Raw genomic sequence first — 16446 nt, forward strand, 5'->3', positions numbered from 1 at the left:
CGGCGTCACAGGGAGGCATACGTGCCGCATTCGCTGGTCCTCAACGCGTCGTACGAGCCCCTGTGCGTGGTGCCCGTTCGCCGCGCACTGATCCTCGTGCTGAACGACAAGGCAATGTGCCTGGAAGAGACAGGCACCATCCTGCACAGCGCCACCACCGAGATTCCCGTACCCAGTGTCATCAGACTGACCCGTTTCGTCCGAATCCCCTTTCGGGGCCAGGTACCGCTCACCCGCCGCGCGCTGTTCGCCCGCGACGGAGGGCGTTGTGTCTATTGCGGAAGCGCCGCCACCAGCGTCGACCACGTCGTCCCCCGCAGCCGCGGCGGCCGGCACACGTGGGACAACGTGGTCTCGGCGTGTCGTCGCTGCAATCACGTCAAAAGCGATCGCTACATCGCCGAACTGGGCTGGCGAATGCCGCGCCCGCCGGCCCAACCCACCGGCCTGGCGTGGCGGATCCTCGGGACCGGGTTCCGCGATCCACGCTGGGAGCCCTACCTGGCGCCGTACGGTGCGCAGGAAGCGGGCTTCGACCATTTCGACCAGGTCGCGAGCGCCTAGACGGCGGCGGATTTCCTCAGGGGAGCCCGTCGCCGTTTGCGTTGGGGTGGGGCGCCGCGTTTCGCGGCGGTGCTGCGCTTCGACGGGTTCCCCACCGCGTTTCGACGTGTCCGCGCGCCGCGGTCGGGTCCCGACACACCCGTTCGTGTCCGCGGCGAACACGCCGACAGCCGGGCCGTTCGGGTGCGATGCTCGCGGGCATGGAGGAACCACGCGTATCGCAGTTGTCTCCCGAATTGGTCCGGCTCGCCTCCGCGTTCGGGGTGGCCACGGAGTACGAGGGGTGGCGCGGCGAGGCCGTGCACGCCGCTCCCGCGACGGTGATAGCGGTGCTCGGCGCACTGGGGGTGGACGCGTCGACGCCCGAGGCGGCCCGGGCCGCGCTGGCGGCACAGGACGAGTCGCGCCGGACCCGGCTGCTGCCTCCGGTGCTGGTGCTGCGCGCGGGCCGCACGGCCGGCTTCACGGTCAACGTGCCGGCGGGACATCGGGTCGAGTTGTGGATCGAACTGGAGGACGGCGGGGTCCGGCGCGACGTCGGCCCCGGCCCGGGGCCCGGCCCGCTGGGTGACCCGGTCGGGGCCCACCGCGTCCCCGCCGACCTGCCGCTGGGCTGGCACACCCTGCACGCGCGCTGCTCGCCCGAGCCGGAGGAGTCGTTGGGCTCGGGCGGCGTGCCGAGCGCGACCGGCGAGGGGGTGTACGCGTCGTGCGCGATCGCGATCACCCCGACCGTGCTGCCCGTGCCGGCGGAGCGGGCGTGGGGCTACATGGTCCAGCTCTACTCACTGCCCTCGCGCCGCTCGTGGGGCATCGGCGACCTCGCCGATCTGGCCGATCTGGCCACGTGGTCGGCGCGGGCGCAGGGGGCCGGGTTCGTACTGGTCAATCCGCTGCACGCGGCCTCGCCGGTGCCGCCGGTGGAGGCCTCGCCGTATCTGCCGGTGAGCCGTCGTTTTCCGGATCCGATGTACGTGCGGGTCGAGGCGGTGCCCGAGTTCGCCTATCTGAGCCCCGTCGAGCGGGCGGTCGCCGAGGAGTTGCGGGCCTCGGCGGGCGACGGGTCGGACGGCGCGGATCGGCTGGACCGGGACGCGGTCCGCACGGCCAAGCGGGCCGCGCTCGCGCTGGTGCACAAGGTGCCGCGGAGCCTGGGGCGCGACGCCGACTACCGGGCGTTCATCGCGCGTGAAGGCCAGTGGTTGACCGACTTCGCCACCTGGTGTGCGCTGGTCGAGGAGTACGGCCCGACCTGGCGCGACTGGCCCGAGGAACTGCACGACCCGGACTCGGGCGAGGTTGCCGCGGCGCGCGAACGGCTGGCCGGCACGGTCGACTTCCACCGCTGGACCCAGTGGGTGCTGGCCGATCAGCTGCGCGCCGCGCAGGAGGCCGCGACCCGGGCGGGCATGCCGGTGGGCGTGGTGCACGACCTCGCGGTGGGCGTGCACCCCGACGGGGCGGACGCGTGGGTGCTCGGCGCGGCCCGGGGCGGTGGGGTGCTGGCGCTCGGGGCGACGGGCGGGGCGCCGCCGGACGCGATGAACCAGATCGGGCAGGACTGGAACCAGCCGCCGTGGCATCCGCAGCGGTTGGCCGAGGCGGGCTATGCGCCGTACCGGGAACTGCTGCGGGCGGTCTTTCGGCACGCGGGCGCGGTGCGGGTGGACCACGTGCTCGGGCTGTTCCGGTTCTGGTGGGTGCCGAAGGGCAACAGCCCCGCCGAGGGCGCCTATGTGCGCTACGACCACGAGGCGATGGTCGGCATCCTGGCCCTGGAGGCGCATCGGGCGGGCGCGGTGGTGATCGGCGAGGACCTGGGCACGGTGGAGCCGTGGGTGCGCACGTATCTCGCCGAGCGCGGGATCCTGGGCACCTCGGTGTTGTGGTTCGAGCGCGACGACAAGGGCCGGCCGCTGTCGCCCGAGCAGTGGCGGGCGAGTTCGCTGGCGACGGTGACCACGCACGATCTGCCGCCCACCGCGGCCCGGCTCGCGGGGGAGCACATCGACCTGTGGGAGCGGCTGCACCTGCTGGTGCGGGACGTGGAGGTGGAGCGGGCCGAGGACCTGGCCGACCGTGAGCAGTGGCTCGAACTGTTGCGCCGGCGCGGGTATCTGCGGCCGGGCGCGGGCGAGCGGGAGACGGTCGAGGCGCTGCATCGGTTGCTCGCGGCCACGCCGTGCCGGCTGCTGGGGGTGTGGCTGCCGGACGGGGTGGGCGATCGGCGGCCGCAGAACCTGCCGGGCACCTCGAACGAGTATCCGAACTGGCTGCTGCCGGTCGCCGACGGCGAGGGGCGGCGGGTCTGCCTGGAGGACCTGCCGGTGGATCCGCGGGCGGTGTCGCTGGCGCGGGCGTTGCGGGGACGCTAGGCCCCGTTCGGGCGGGCGGGGGATGGGCCGCCGCCGTACGTGCGGAAGCCGCCGAGTGGGCGTTGGCCCGGTCGGCGGCTTCGGCGGAGGGTCAGCGCTTCTTTTTGATGATGTCCGGAAGCATCACGAGGCCCGCGATGACCACGAACGCCAGGATCGGGATGCCGACGAAGACGGCCAGCGTCGTGCCGAGGCCCATGCTTGCGCCCGGCTCGTCGCCGTCGTCGCGGATGTTCGCGAAGGCGGGCGCCGAGATCAGCGACATGAGCGTGACTACGGCCGACACGGCCCCGGCGCGAAGTGCGTTCCTGTTCACCACGGGGGTTACGGTACCGGGTCGGTGCGGTGGGGTGCGCACCGGGTTGACCCTTTCGGGGTGGGCCGACCTCCGGTCCGGTGGCCTCAGGCGCCGGCCGGGCTGTTTGGCCTCAAGCGCCGGCCAGGCTGGGTGGCCTCAGGCGCCGGCCGGGCTGTTTGGCCTCAGGCGCCGGCCGGGCTGTTTGGCCTCAAGCGCCGGCCAGGCTGGGTGGCCTCAAACGCCGGCCAGGCTGGGTGGCCTCAAGCGCCGGCCAGGCTGGGTGGCCTCAAGCGCCGGCCAGGCTGGGTGGCCTCAAGCGCCGGCCAGGCTGTTTGGCCTCAGACGCCGGCCAGGCTGGGTGGCCTCAAGCGCCGGCCGGGCTGTTTGGCCTCAAGCGCCGGCCGGGCTGTTTGTGACTGGCGGGCTGGGTTTCGGCTCGGCCGGCGTTTGAGGATGGTGGGTTGCAGGTTGGTGGGGTGTGGGGCGGGCCGGTGGGTTGCCGGGATGCGTGCTTTTTGTTACTGGGTGTCTCGGGCTTGGGCTCGGAGGCTTCGGGCTACGCCGTCTCGGCTTTCGAGGACCAGGCGGCGGAGGCCGGCCGGGTGGTCTCCGGAGGCGAGCCAGGCGTCTGTGCGGTTGAGGGTGTCCTCCGTGACCTGGAGGGTCGGGTAGAGGCCGACGACGATTTGTTGGGCGATTTCGTTGGTGCGGGTGGCCCAGACGTTGGCGATCGCGTCGAAGTAGCGTTCCGTGTAGCCCGCGAGCAGGTCTCGTTGGGCGGGTTGGACGAAGCCGCCGATCACCGCCGCCTGCGTGGCGTTCGGGAGGGTGTCGGATTCGACCACCGCCGCCCATGCCGCGTCCTTGGCCTCGGTGGTCGGGCGGGCCGCGCGCGCCGCTTCCGCGTAGCGCCGGCCGGCCGCGGTGGAGTCGCGCTCCAGTTCGGCCAGTACGTCGGCCTCGCTCGCCCCGCCGGTCGCCGACAGCCGCAGCAGCAGCGTCCAGCGCAGGTCCGGGTCGATCGCCAGGCCCTCGATCGTCTCGGTGCCGTCGAGCAGGCCGCGCAGGATCGCCAGGTGGTCCGGTCGTGCGGCCACCGTCGCCAGGCAGCGGGTCCAGGCCAGCTGGTGGTCGCTGCCCGGCTCGGCCGCCCGCAGGAACCGCTCGGCGGCGACCGCGAGTTCGGCCAGCGAGCGCTCGCGGTGGGCCGGGTCGACGTACAGCTCCAACGCGCTGGTGACCTGGCGCTGGAGCGACTGGACGATGTTGATGTCCCGCTCGCCGCCCGCGCCGGCCAGGACCAGCTTGAGGTAGTCGCTCGCCGCCATCTCCGCGTCGCGCGTCATGTCCCACGCCGCGGCCCAGCACAACGCGCGCGGCAGCGGCTCGACGAACTCGCCGATCGCCTCGGTGACGCAGGCCAGCGACTGCTCGTCGAGCCGGATCTTGGTGTAGGTCAGGTCGTCGTCGTTGAGCAGCACCACGTCCGGCCGGGCGCGCCCGACCAGTTCCGCGACCTCGGTGCGCGCGCCGGCGATGTCCAACTCCAGCCGGTGGGTGCGCACCAGGCCCGCGTCGGTGCGGTCGTAGAAACCGATCGCGATGCGGTGCGAGCGCAGCGTCGGCCACGCCTCCGGGGCCTCTTGGAGCACCGCGAAGGAGGTGATCACGCCATCCTGGTCGAGCGAGATCTCGGGCCGCAGCGTGTTCACGCCCGCGGTCTCCAGCCACTCGCGCGACCACGCCTTCAGGTCCCGGCCGGAGGTCTCCTCCAGCGCGCCGAGCAGGTCGGCCAGCCGGCTGTTGCCCCACGCGTGCTTCCTGAAGTAGGCCCGCACACCGGCGAAGAAGTTCTCGCTGCCGACGTAGGCGACCAACTGCTTGAGCACCGAGGCGCCCTTGGCGTAGGTGATGCCGTCGAAGTTGACCTCGACGTCCTCCAGGTCCCGGATGTCGGCGAAGATCGGGTGGGTGGACGGCAGTTGGTCCTGCCGGTAGGCCCACGTCTTCATCTTGTTGCCGAACGTGGCCCACGCGTGCGACCAGCGCGTCACCTCGGCCTGGCAGCGCACCGACGCGTAGGTGGCGAACGACTCGTTCAGCCACAGGTCGTCCCACCACTGCATGGTGACCAGGTCGCCGAACCACATGTGCGCCAGCTCGTGCAGGATGGTCTCGGCTCGCGTCTCGTAGGACGCGTCGGTGACCTTGGAGCGGAAGACGTAGTCCTCCAGGATCGTCACGCAGCCCGCGTTCTCCATCGCGCCCGCGTTGTACTCCGGCACGAAGAGCTGGTCGTACTTCCCGAACGGGTACGGGAAGTCGAACTGGCCCAGGAAGTAGTCGAAGCCCTGCTTGGTGACGTCGAAGATGGCGTCCGCGTCCAGGTGCGGCGCGAGCGAGGAGCGGCAGTACACGCCGAGCGGCACCACGGTGCCGTCGGCGGCGGTGTAGCTGTCGTGGACCGCGTGGTAGTGGCCCGCGACCAGCGCGGTGATGTACGTGGAGATCCGCGGGGTCGGCTCGAACGCCCACACCGAGGCACCGTCGCTGCCCGCCGTCGGCTCGGGGGTGGGCGAGCAGGAGACCACCCGCCACTCGCTCGGCGCGGTGATGGTGAACGCGAACGTGGCCTTGAGGTCGGGCTGTTCGAAGTTGGCGAACACCCGGCGGGCGTCGGCCACCTCGAACTGGGTGTAGAGGTAGGTCTTGCCGTCGACCGGGTCGACGAAGCGGTGCAGGCCCTCGCCGGTGTTCATGTAGGCGCAGGACGCCACCACACGCAGCTCGTTGCTCTCGGCCAGGTCGGCGAGCGCGATCCGGCTGTCCGCGAACACCGCGTCGACGTCGAGCGCCTTGCCGTTGAGGGTGATCTCGTGCACCTCGGGGGCGATCAGATCGACGAAGGTCGCCGCGCCGGGCTCGGTACACCCGAACCGCACCACGGTCGTGGACGGGAACGTCGCCCCCGTGCCGGTCAGGTCGAGGGTGACATCGTACGAGTCGACGGTGAGGATCCGGGCCCGCTCGCGGGCCTCGTCACGCGTCAGGTTGGTACCGGGCACGCTGCGCTCCTTGTGGGATGGGCGCCGCCGGGATGGGCGGCAGACGGATCGGACCCCGCCGCGGTCGGCGGCGGGGTCCGGGAGGGACTTCAGTTGCGCCGGTCGCGCCCGCGCGCTCGAAGGGCGCGGGCCACGTCGTCGCGGCATTCCAGGACCAGGCGGCGCAGGGCTGGCACCGGTTCGGCGGCGGCCAGCCAGTCGTCGGTGCGGCGCAACGTGTCGGGGTCGATCCGGCCCGACGGGTACAGGCCGACCACGATGCGCCGCGCGATCTCGATCGAGCGGTCCCGCCAGACCGGCGCCAGGGCGGCGAAGTAGCGGTCGACGTACGGCTCGGTCAGCTCCTCCTGGCCGGCGGTGGCGAAGCCGGCGATCACCGCGCCGAGTGTGGCGTTGGGCAACTCGTCGGTCTCCACCGCCAGGTGCCACGCCTCGGCCTTGGCCTCGGCGGTGGGCCGTGCGGCGCGGCACTCGATCGCATGCCGCCGGCCCGCGGCGGTGCCGTCGCGCTCGAGCTCGGCGGCGATCTCGGGCTCGTCGGCGGCGCCGCCCGCGCACAGCGCGCGCAACATCGCCCAGCGCAGCTCGGTGTCCATGGCCAGCCCGGGGATCTCCTGTGCGCCGGACAACAGCTCGCGCAGGAAGGCGAGTTCGTCGGGCGTCGCGGAGGCCGCGGCCAGGCAGCGGGCCCAGGCCAGCTGGTGGTCGCCGCCGGCCGGCGCGGCCCGCAGCTCGTCGGCGGCGCCGCTCGCGAGCCGGTGCAGCGCCTCGGCCCGAAGCGCCGGGTCGGTGTAGTGGTCCAGGCCGGTCTTGACCTGGGTGTGCAGCTTCTGCACCACGCCCACGTCGCTCTCCCGACCCGCGTGCCGCAGCACCAGGTCCAGGTAGTCGCGGGCGGACAGCTCGCCGTCGCGGGTCATGTCCCACGCCGCGCCCCAGCACAGGGCCCGGGCCAGCGAGGACTCGATCGTGCCGAGCGAGTCGAGCAGCGCCCGCCACGACTCGGCGTCGAAGCGCACCTTTGCGTAGGTGAGGTCGTCGTCGTTGAGCAGGATCAGCGGGGTACGGACGCGGCCGACCAGTGCCGGTACCTCGGTGCGCTCGCCGACCACGTCCACCTCGACCCGGGCGACGCGCTCGGCGCCGTCGTACAGGCCGATCGCGATCCGGTGCGGGCGCAGCGTCGGGAAGCCCGGCGCGGCCTCCTGGAGCACGGCGAATGAGGTGATCACCCCGGCGGCGTCGGTCTCGATCGCCGGCCGCAGCGTATTGACGCCGGAGGTCTCCAGCCAGTCCGCCGACCACGACTTCAGGTCCCGGCCGGAGGTCTCCTCCAGGGCGGTGAGGAAGTCGGCGAGGGTGGTGTTGCCCCAGGCGTGGGTGCGGAAGTAGGACCGGGCGCCCGCGAAGAACTCGTCCTCGCCGACGTAGGCGACCAGCTGCTTGAGCACCGAGGCGCCCTTGGCGTAGGTGATCCCGTCGAAGTTGAGCTTGGCGTCCTCCAGGTCGTTGATCACCGCCACGATCGGGTGGGTGGTGGGCAACTGGTCCTGGCGATATGCCCAGTCCTTGCGGCGGGCGGCGAAGCTGGTCCAGGCGTCGGTCCAGCGGGTCGCCGCGCCCTGCGAGTAGGAGCCCATGAAGTCCGCGAAGGACTCCTTCAGCCACAGGTCGTCCCACCAGCGCGGGGTGACCAGGTCGCCGAACCACATGTGCGCCATCTCGTGCAGGAGCACGTTGGCCCGGCCCTCGTACGCGGAGTCGGTGACCTTGGAGCGGAAGACGTATTCCTCGGTGAAGGTGACCGCGCCCGGGTTCTCCATCGCGCCGAGGTTGTACTCGGGTACGAAGAGCTGGTCGTACTTCCCGAACGGGTAGGGGAAGTCGAACCGGTCGTGGAACAGGTCCAGGCCCTGCTTGGTGACCGCGAAGATCTCCTCGTGGTCGAACGACTCGGCCAGCGACGCGCGGCAGAAGCCGCCGAGCGGGACGACCAGGCCGGCGTCGCTCGTGTAGGTGTCGAAGACCGCATGGTATGGACCGGCGACTATCGCCGTCAGGTAGGTGGAGATCCGCGGCGTCGGGGCGAAGTCCCAGCGGGCCACCCCCTCGCGGACCGGCTCCGGCTCCGGGGTGGTCGAGTTCGACACCACCCGCCAGTCGGCCGGCGCGGTGATCGAGAACCGGAACGAGGCCTTGAGGTCGGGCTGCTCGAAGTTGGCGAACACCCGGCGCGAGTCGGCCGGTTCGTACTGGGTGTAGAGGTAGACCCGGTCGTCGACCGGGTCGACGAAGCGGTGCAGACCCTCGCCGGTGCGGCTGTAGGCGCAGGAGGCGAGTACGCGCAGTTCGTTGGCGCCCTCGACGAGGTCGGTCAGCAGCACGCGGGTGCCGTCGAAGACCTCGGCGGGATCGAGTACCCGGCCGTTGAGCACGACCTCGTGTACTTCCGGGGCGAGCAGGTCCACGAACGTGGCCGCACCCGCCTCTCGGCATCCGAAACGGAGCACCGTCTCGGAGTGGAACGTCTCCGTGCTGTCGGTGCTGACGTCGAGCCTGACGTCGTAGTCCTCGACGCTCAGGATCCGGGCCCGCTCGCGGGCCTCCTCGCGGGTCAGGTTCCTGCCGGGCACTGGATCACTCCCTGGTTGGCTGCGGTCCCGGCGATCCTTTCACGGCGCGGGGGCGCCTGTCGGCCCGGTTGTTCGGGAATGGCGGACCGCGGTCGCCCGTTGCACAGTCGACGCCGGCGGTGCGGACGCCGGTATGCCCGAACCGCGCTTCGTCGTCGGCCGGGCGTACGGCATCGCGAGCCAGGCGGCACCAGGCGGCACAGGCGGTATCAGGCAGGACTTCGCACGACCAGAGACTTTGCTCGACCAGAGATCAGGACCGAGAGGAACACCGCAGTGACCACCAAGGACAACGGCTCCGCCCGCGACGTCGCGCACTTCTGGTTCGACCCGCTGTGTCCGTGGGCGTGGATGACCTCGCGCTGGATGCTCGAGGTGGAGAAGATCCGCCCCGTGGACGTGCAGTGGCACGTGATGAGCCTGTCGGTGCTCAACAGCGGTCGGGAGGACATACCCGAGGCGTACAAGGAGATGCTGGAGCGCGGCTGGGGCCCGGTGCGGGTGTGCATCGCCGCCGAGCAGCGGTTCGGCAACGAGGTGCTGCTGCCGCTGTACACGGCGCTGGGCACCCGTCGGCACCCGGGCGGCGAGGAGTTCTCGCGCGAGATGATCGAGGCGGCGCTGACCGAGGCCGGGCTGCCCACCGATCTCGCCGACGCGGCCGACTCGACCGAGTACGACGAGGCGCTGATCAAGTCGCACCACGACGGCATGGACCGGGTGGGCATGGACGTCGGCACCCCGGTGATCAGCGTCAACGGCGTGTCCTTCTTCGGCCCGGTGGTGACCCCGGCGCCCAAGGGCGAGGACGCGGGCCGGCTGTGGGACGGTGTGGTGCTGGTCGCGGGCACCCCCGGCTTCTTCGAGATCAAGCGCACCCGGGACCAGGGGCCGATCTTCGACTGACGATCGGACCGGGCCGGGATCGGCGGTTCGTACCGGCCGCCGGCGGTTTCGACTGACCGGATGAAACCCGTCGATTCCGGCTCGCCATCGACAACAAAGTAAAACAAAGCTAACTAATCTGGATAAATGACGGCTCCGGAACGCCAGAGCAGTGTGATCCACACCTCCCGAACCGGGCGGCCGGATCCGCGCACACCCAACGGCAACGCCCCCTACGCGTCGCGCATGCCCCGGTGGCGCGACCGCGCGCTGGCCGTGGGGCTGCGTGCGCTGGTCCCGCTGTGGCGGTTGGTGGGGCTGCGGACCGGCGCCGCCTCGTTGCGGCACTACCTGGTCGGCCGCGGCGCGCCGTTCGTGATCGACCCGGCCCAGCCGCTGCGGGCCAAGCCGTTTCGCCGCGCGGCGCTCACCCACTTCGAGGAGTGGTGGGCGCTCGCGGCGATCCGCTGGCACGACAGCGAGGGCACGGAGAGCGTCTTCGAGACCACCACGCACTGGCACGGGGTGCTCATTCGCCGCGCGGACGACACCGACTGGTGGCTGGCGATGCGCGGTCTGCAGTATCGGATCACCGGGCGGATCGAGGTGTTGCCCGGGACGACCGCGCTCCCCGGCTCGCCGGTGTTGCCCGACGTGCGGCTGGTGTACCGGGTCGAGGTGTACAAGGACTGGGGTTTCGACAAGGACAAGGACGAGTACGGGATGTCGTTCACCCCGCTCGCCCGCCTGCACGAGGTGGGCCTGGCTCGGGAGTTCCCGGTCACCGGACACAGCGGGGAACTGGTGTGGACCTCGAACGGCCCGACGGGCTGACCGGCGCGGCCGGTGGCGCGGGCCCGCTCGGGCCGGTCGCGGGGCGCTCGGGTCGGCGCTGGGGATCGTATCCGTGTCGCCGTACGCTCGGGGGAGGTCACCAGCGGCGAACGGCGAGGAGTCCGGCGGCATGAGCAAGGCTTACGACACGATCTACATCGACGGCGCATGGACGACGCCCTCGTCCACCGAAACCATCGACGTCGTCGACCCCAACACCGAACAGGTCGTGGCGACGGTGCCGCAGTGCACACCCGCCGACGTGGACCTGGCCGTGGCCGCGGCCAGGCGTGCCTTCCCCGGCTGGGCCGCCACCGCCCCGGCCGAGCGGGCCGCGCTGCTGACCAAGGCCCGGGACCTGCTCGCCGAGCGCACGGACGCGATGGCCGAGGTGATCACCGCGGACATGGGCGCGCCGGCGTGGCTGGCCTCGCGGGTGCAGGTCGGCCTGCCGCTGACGGTGCTCGCGAGCTACATCGCGCTCGCCGAGGAGTTCCCCTGGGAGGAGCAGGCCGGGACCTCGCTGGTGGTGCGCGAACCGGTCGGCGTGGTCGGCGCGATCACCCCGTGGAACTACCCGCTGCACCAGATCACCAACAAGCTCGCCCCGGCGCTGATCGCGGGCTGCACCGTGGTGGTCAAGGCCAGCGAGGTGGCGCCGCAGGCCGCGCACCTGTTCTTCGAGATCCTGCACGACGCGGGCTTCCCGCCGGGTGTGGTGAACCTGGTCTCCGGCACCGGTCCGGTGGTGGGCGAGGCGATCGCGTCCCACCCGGACGTGGACATGGTCTCGTTCACCGGCTCGACCCGGGCCGGCACCCGGGTGTCGGAGCTGGCGTCGGCGACGGTCAAGCGGGTCGCGCTCGAACTCGGCGGCAAGTCCGCCAACGTGATCCTGCCGGGCGCCGACCTGGACAAGGCGGTCCGGGCGGGCGTCGACGGCGCGTACCGCAACAGCGGTCAGACGTGCAGCGCGCTGACCCGGATGCTGGTGCACCGCGACGACCTGCCGCGCGCGGTCGAGCTGGCCACCGCCGCCGCCGAGGCCTCGGCACAGCGGCTCGGCCCGCTGGTCAACGCGACCCAGTTCGAGCGGGTGCGCGGCTACATCGCCAAGGGGCTGGCCGAGGGGGCGACGCTGGCCACGGGCGGCGCGGAGCTGCCCGAGGGGGTCGAGGTCGGCTACCACGTGCGGCCCACCGTGTTCACCGACGTGACCCCCGAGATGACGATCGCGCGCGAGGAGATCTTCGGGCCGGTGTTGTCGATCATGGCCTACGACACCGAGGAGGAGGCCGAGCGGATCGCCAACGACACCCCGTACGGCCTGTCCGGCGCGGTGTGGGCGCCGACCCGGGAGGCGGCGGTGGCGTTCGCGCGCCGGTTGCGTACCGGGCAGGTGGAGATCAACGGTGGCGCGTTCAACCCGATCGCGCCGTTCGGCGGGTACAAGCAGTCGGGCAACGGGCGCGAACTGGGGCGCCACGGCCTGGAGGAGTACCTGGAGGTCAAGGCGCTGCAGTTCTAGTTCTGAGGCGCCGTCGCTCCGAGGCGTTGCGGTAGCGGTGGGTTGTCGGTGGTGTTCGACAAAGTGCGGATCCGTACGTTGTCGGGCACCACTGTGACCGCTCGATGTCCGATTGGTTAAGTTCACAGGGTCCCGCAACACAAGAGTGTGGAGTCCGCTGTGAGCACTGCCCTTCTCGATGCGCGCCGCCCCGTTCTGGCCGACCTCGTCCCGGCCCGCGTCTTTCGCGGCGCGGCCGTTCGTGACGCCGCGCTGATCGTCGGCGCGTCCGCGTTCGTCGGCCTCGCCGCCCAGATCTCCGTCCCGGTGCCCGGCTCGCCGGTGCCGGTGACCGGCCAGACCTTCGCCGTCCTGCTCGCCGGCAGCGCGCTCGGCGCCTGGCGCGGGCTCGCCGCGATGGTGCTCTACCTGGGCCTGGGTGCGGCCGGGATGCCCTGGTTCGCGGAGGGCACCTCCGGGACCGGATTCCCGACCCTGGGCTACGTGTTCGGCATGGTGCTCGCAGCGGCCGTGGCCGGCTTCCTGGCCCAGCGCGGCACCGACCGCAGCCCACTGCGCACCGCGGGCACGATGCTCCTCGGCAACGCGGTGATCTACGCGGCGGGCCTCACCTACCTCGCGCACGACCTGGGCATCTCGATGTCGCAGGCGTACGAGATCGGCATGCGCAACTACCTCTTCGGCGACGCGGTCAAGATCGCGCTGGCGATGGCGCTGCTGCCCAGCGCCTGGAAGCTGGTCGGCCGGCGCGGCTGACGCCTCGTCACGCCTGCGGGATGCGAAATCCCGATCACCCGTGCCCCGTCCCCCCGTTCGTGGGAGGCGGGGTACGGATTTTTCGGCGAAGGTCGTGCGAAGGCGCCTAACCTCGTCTCATGAGAGCCGGGGCAACCAAACGCATCACCGTCAGCGGGACGATCGTGGCCTTCCTCCTCGTGGCCGGCCTGGGCAACCAGTGGGTCTTCAAGGAGGTGTGGACGCAGGGCCGTGACGAGAACAAGTGGTACCTCACGCTGCTGCGCATCATCGGCTATCCGGTGTGGATCGTGGATCGCAACGACCTGGGCGACGAGTTCCACGAGGTGTTCACCACACGCTACGTCACCGCCGGATTCGTCGGCTTCGCGCTGTTGCTTCTGGTGGTCGCCGCCCTGCTCGCGCTCGGCGCGCGCGGTCTGGGCGAACGGTCCGGTGGGTTCACCGCATTCGTCGTCGGCTGGTTCTCGCTGGTGATCGGCGGTGCGGTGTACGGGCTGACCGTGGTGGCCATCGCCTACGACGACGACCCGCTCATCCGCAGGGGACCCGGTTTCGACCGGACCATGGCACACGCACAGTCCGGGGCCTACTTCGGCGTCCTCGTCGGCTGGCTGGTCGGCCTGGCGGCGGTGGCCGCCTACCGGTCGGCGACGACCTACGGGCCGCCCGCCTCGCCCCTGTCGCCGGGCGGATACGGCCCGCCCTTCGGCTATGGCCCGCCGTCCGCCTCCGCCGGTCCCGGCTACGGCGCGCCGTCCCCCTACGACGCACCGACCACCATCCGCCCGGCCGGGCCGCCGCCCACCGCGCCGCCGCGGCCGACCGGTGCGCCGGACACGCCACCCGGTGGATACCGGCCCTGAGGGGACGTTCGGGACCGGGCCTGAGAGACTGCGCCCCATGCGCGTTTACCTCGGCTCCGACCATGCCGGCTACGACCTCAAGCAGCACCTCATCGCGTGGCTCGACGCCAACGGCCACGAGGCCGTCGACTGCGGCCCGGCCGTCCAGGCCGACTCCTACGACTACCCCGTGTACTGTCTGCGCGCCGGCGAGCGCGTCGCGGCCGACCCCGGCAGCCTGGGCGTGGTCCTCGGCGGCTCCGGCAACGGCGAGGCGATCGCGGCGAACAAGGTCAAGGGGGTGCGCTGCGCCCTGGTGTGGAGCGAGGAGACCGCGTCGCTGGCCCGCGAGCACAACAACGCGAACGTGATCTCCATGGGCGCGCGCATGCACACCCTCGACGACGCGACCAAGTTCCTCGAGGTCTTCGTGAACACCCCGTACAGCGAGGCCGAGCGGCACACCCGGCGGATCTCCATGCTGACCAAGTACGAGAACACCGGCGAGCTGCCGGCCCTGCCGTAGCCCACGCCCCGTACCCCGCATCTCCCACCGCCCCCGATCGGTCCGTCCGGTCGGGGGCGGTGGCGTGTCGGTGCGGGTCGGTAGCGTGGAGGGCGACACACCGCCCGTGTCCCCACCCGTCGCAGCGCTGGAGGCCGCGTGCCCGAGGGCCACACCATTCACCGTCTCGCCGCCGAGCACCGGGAGCGCTTCGCCGACGTACCGCTGCGGCTGAGCAGTCCGCAGGGGCGCTTCGCGGAGAGCGCCGCGCTGCTCGACGGGGAGCGTCTGGTGGATACCGACGCACACGGGAAACACCTGTTCCTGGAGTTCCCCGGCGAGCGCTTCGTACATGTGCACCTGGGCCTTTACGGACAGTTCTCCTTCGGCGAGGGCGAGAAGCTGCCGGAGCCGGTCGGCCAGGTCCGGCTGCGGATGGCCGCGAAGGTGCCCGGCGGGGCGAGCTGGGCCGATCTGCGCGGACCGACCGCGTGCCGGCTCCTGGAGCGGGCCGAGAAGGACGCGGTGCACGCCCGGCTCGGTCCCGATCCGCTGCGCGACGACGCCGACCCGGCCGCGGCCTGGCGGCGCATCGAGCGCAGCGCGAAGCCGATCGGTGCGCTGCTGATGGAGCAGGACGTGCTCGCGGGTGTGGGCAACGTCTACCGCGCCGAGGTGCTGTTCCGCTTCGGGGTGGACCCCAAGCTGCCGGGCAAACGGCTGGCGCGGGCCACCTGGGACGCGATGTGGGCCGATCTGGTGCTGCTGATGCACGAGGGTGTGCGGCTGGGTCGGATCGACACGGTGCGGCCCGAGCACACGCCCGAGGCGATGGGTCGCGAGCCGCGCAAGGACGACCACGGCGGCGAGGTGTACGTCTACCGGCGCACCGACGCGCCCTGCCTGATCTGTGAAACCCCGGTGCGGACCGCCGAGTTGGTCGGACGGAATCTGTTCTGGTGTCCCACCTGCCAACCGTCGGCGTAACCTCCGGTTGGTTCCCGTTCGGTAGTGTCGCGGGGTGGCCGCGCCGACGAGCAGGATGAACCGGGCAAGCCGGACGGGGAGGCGGGCGGCGCTGGCTCGCCGGGGCCGCCGGTTCGTGGCCTGGCTGCGGCATCGGGTATTCCCCTCCGACCGCTTCGCGCTGGCCGGTCTGCTGGTCGCGGTCACCGCGTGCGGGCTGCTCTCCGATCTAAACGGCGACTGGTTCCCGGCGACCGCACCGGTGCTACCGATCCTGGTCGGCGGCCTGGTGCTGCGCATGCCCAGCCTGCTGCTGCTCTACGCGGCGACCGCCGGGGTGCTGGTCGCGGAGGATCGGGTGCACGACCCCGACGAGGTCACCGCCGGCTCCGTCCTGGTGGTCGCTGCGGTCGCCGGCATCGTGTTGCTGATGGCCCGGATGCGAACCCGGCTGGGCGTGCAGTGGACGCGCGGCGAGTCGATGTTGTTCGACCTGCGCGACCGGTTGCGGGCACAGGGCGAGATGCCGGTGTTGCCGCCGCAGTGGCACACCGAGGTGGTGTTGCGACCGGCCGGCGGGCAGTCGTTCTCCGGCGACTTCCTGGTCGCCGCCCGCAGTTCGACCGGTGGGCGGGTGCTCGAAGTGGTGCTCGTCGACGTCTCCGGCAAGGGGCTGGCGGCGGGGACGCGGGCGCTGATGCTCTCCGGCGCGTTCGGCGGGCTGCTCGGGTCGTTGCCGCCGCACAAATTCCTGCCGGCCGCCAACGACTACCTGCTCCGCCAGGAATGGGCCGAGGGCTTCGCGACGGCGGTGCACGTGGTGCTCGACCTGGAGTCGGGCGAGTATGAGTTGTTGTCGGCGGGCCACCCGCCGGGCGTGCACTGGATCGCCGGGACCGGACGGTGGCGGGTGGTCGAGGCGGTCGGTCCGCTCCTGGGCGTGCTCGACGACGCCACGTTCGAGGGGGTGCGCGGCCGACTGGACCACGGCGACGCGCTGCTGTTGTTCACCGACGGCATGGTGGAACTGCCCGGCGAGGACATCGCCACCGGCATCGACCGCTTCCTGGGCGAGGCGGAGCGGTTGGTCCGGGACGACTTCCACGACGCGGCGCGGCGAATCGTGGCGGCGGCCGGGCGCAACGTGGGCGACGACCGCGCGGTGGTGCTGCTGCGCCGACGCTGAGCCCGG

At 71.8% G+C, this 16446-nt stretch carries 13 protein-coding genes; 10 read left to right on the plus strand and 3 right to left on the minus strand.

The annotated features are described in order from the left end of the window. Positions 1–21: 21 nt before the first annotated feature. Positions 22–564: an HNH endonuclease gene (locus tag ACFXKZ_RS23490; RefSeq protein ID WP_380002897.1), complete on the plus strand. Its 543-nt coding sequence runs from the start codon at positions 22–24 to the stop codon at positions 562–564. Positions 565–764: 200 nt separating this feature from the next. Then, a complete protein-coding gene (gene malQ / locus ACFXKZ_RS23495; RefSeq protein ID WP_380002898.1) occupies positions 765–2939 on the plus strand; it encodes a 4-alpha-glucanotransferase in 2175 nt (724 codons plus the stop codon). 91 nt (positions 2940–3030) lie between these two features. On the opposite strand, the gene ACFXKZ_RS23500 is transcribed toward malQ, so the two are convergent. From ACFXKZ_RS23500 to pepN (ACFXKZ_RS23510), 3 genes are all read right to left on the minus strand, one after another. Continuing rightward, positions 3031–3204, minus strand: coding sequence for a hypothetical protein (locus ACFXKZ_RS23500; protein ID WP_380002899.1), 174 nt, complete (start codon positions 3202–3204; stop codon positions 3031–3033). Between the two features lie 551 nt (positions 3205–3755). Further along, positions 3756–6302 (minus strand): aminopeptidase N, encoded by a 2547-nt coding sequence (gene pepN / locus ACFXKZ_RS23505; protein ID WP_380002900.1) that lies wholly within the window; start codon positions 6300–6302, stop codon positions 3756–3758. An 89-nt stretch (positions 6303–6391) separates the two neighbouring features. After that, the gene (gene pepN / locus ACFXKZ_RS23510; protein WP_380002901.1) at positions 6392–8935 is read right to left on the minus strand and encodes an aminopeptidase N; all 2544 of its coding nucleotides are present in this window, start codon (positions 8933–8935) and stop codon (positions 6392–6394) included. A gap of 276 nt (positions 8936–9211) precedes the next feature. On the opposite strand from pepN (ACFXKZ_RS23510), the gene ACFXKZ_RS23515 reads away from it, so the two are divergent. The 8 genes from ACFXKZ_RS23515 (at position 9212) to ACFXKZ_RS23550 (ending at position 16440) form a co-directional block, all read left to right on the plus strand. Continuing rightward, complete coding sequence (locus tag ACFXKZ_RS23515; RefSeq protein WP_380002902.1) at positions 9212–9841, plus strand: disulfide bond formation protein DsbA; 630 nt, start codon at positions 9212–9214, stop codon at positions 9839–9841. Positions 9842–9967: 126 nt separating this feature from the next. After that, positions 9968–10654, plus strand: coding sequence for a hypothetical protein (locus tag ACFXKZ_RS23520; RefSeq protein ID WP_380002904.1), 687 nt, complete (start codon positions 9968–9970; stop codon positions 10652–10654). A 130-nt stretch (positions 10655–10784) separates the two neighbouring features. Beyond that, positions 10785–12182, plus strand: a complete 1398-nt coding sequence (locus ACFXKZ_RS23525) for an aldehyde dehydrogenase family protein (protein ID WP_380002906.1) — start codon at positions 10785–10787, stop codon at positions 12180–12182. 159 nt (positions 12183–12341) lie between these two features. After that, on the plus strand, positions 12342–12938 hold the full coding sequence (locus ACFXKZ_RS23530) for a biotin transporter BioY (protein WP_380002908.1): 597 nt from the start codon (positions 12342–12344) through the stop codon (positions 12936–12938). A gap of 119 nt (positions 12939–13057) precedes the next feature. Next, positions 13058–13804, plus strand: coding sequence for a hypothetical protein (locus ACFXKZ_RS23535; RefSeq protein WP_380002910.1), 747 nt, complete (start codon positions 13058–13060; stop codon positions 13802–13804). A gap of 37 nt (positions 13805–13841) precedes the next feature. Next, a complete protein-coding gene (locus ACFXKZ_RS23540; RefSeq protein ID WP_126642621.1) occupies positions 13842–14309 on the plus strand; it encodes a ribose-5-phosphate isomerase in 468 nt (155 codons plus the stop codon). Positions 14310–14447: 138 nt separating this feature from the next. Beyond that, complete coding sequence (locus tag ACFXKZ_RS23545) at positions 14448–15275, plus strand: Fpg/Nei family DNA glycosylase (protein WP_380002911.1); 828 nt, start codon at positions 14448–14450, stop codon at positions 15273–15275. Between the two features lie 55 nt (positions 15276–15330). Continuing rightward, complete coding sequence (locus tag ACFXKZ_RS23550; RefSeq protein WP_380003150.1) at positions 15331–16440, plus strand: PP2C family protein-serine/threonine phosphatase; 1110 nt, start codon at positions 15331–15333, stop codon at positions 16438–16440. The last annotated feature ends 6 nt before the right edge of the window (positions 16441–16446 follow it).

It is taken from the genome of Embleya sp. NPDC059237 (assembly GCF_042754105.1).
Taxonomy (GTDB): domain Bacteria; phylum Actinomycetota; class Actinomycetes; order Streptomycetales; family Streptomycetaceae; genus Embleya.

Bases quoted from the DNA above. Each gene is read 5' to 3' on its own strand.
- malQ (WP_380002898.1), top strand. From the start codon at position 765: ATGGAGGAACCACGCGTATCGCAGTTGTCTCCCGAATTGGTCCGGCTC.
- ACFXKZ_RS23500 (WP_380002899.1), bottom strand. From the start codon at position 3,204: ATGTCGCTGATCTCGGCGCCCGCCTTCGCGAACATCCGCGACGACGGC.
- ACFXKZ_RS23520 (WP_380002904.1), top strand. From the start codon at position 9,968: ATGACGGCTCCGGAACGCCAGAGCAGTGTGATCCACACCTCCCGAACC.
- ACFXKZ_RS23525 (WP_380002906.1), top strand. From the start codon at position 10,785: ATGAGCAAGGCTTACGACACGATCTACATCGACGGCGCATGGACGACG.
- ACFXKZ_RS23535 (WP_380002910.1), top strand. From the start codon at position 13,058: ATGAGAGCCGGGGCAACCAAACGCATCACCGTCAGCGGGACGATCGTG.
- ACFXKZ_RS23540 (WP_126642621.1), top strand. From the start codon at position 13,842: ATGCGCGTTTACCTCGGCTCCGACCATGCCGGCTACGACCTCAAGCAG.
- ACFXKZ_RS23550 (WP_380003150.1), top strand. From the start codon at position 15,331: ATGAACCGGGCAAGCCGGACGGGGAGGCGGGCGGCGCTGGCTCGCCGG.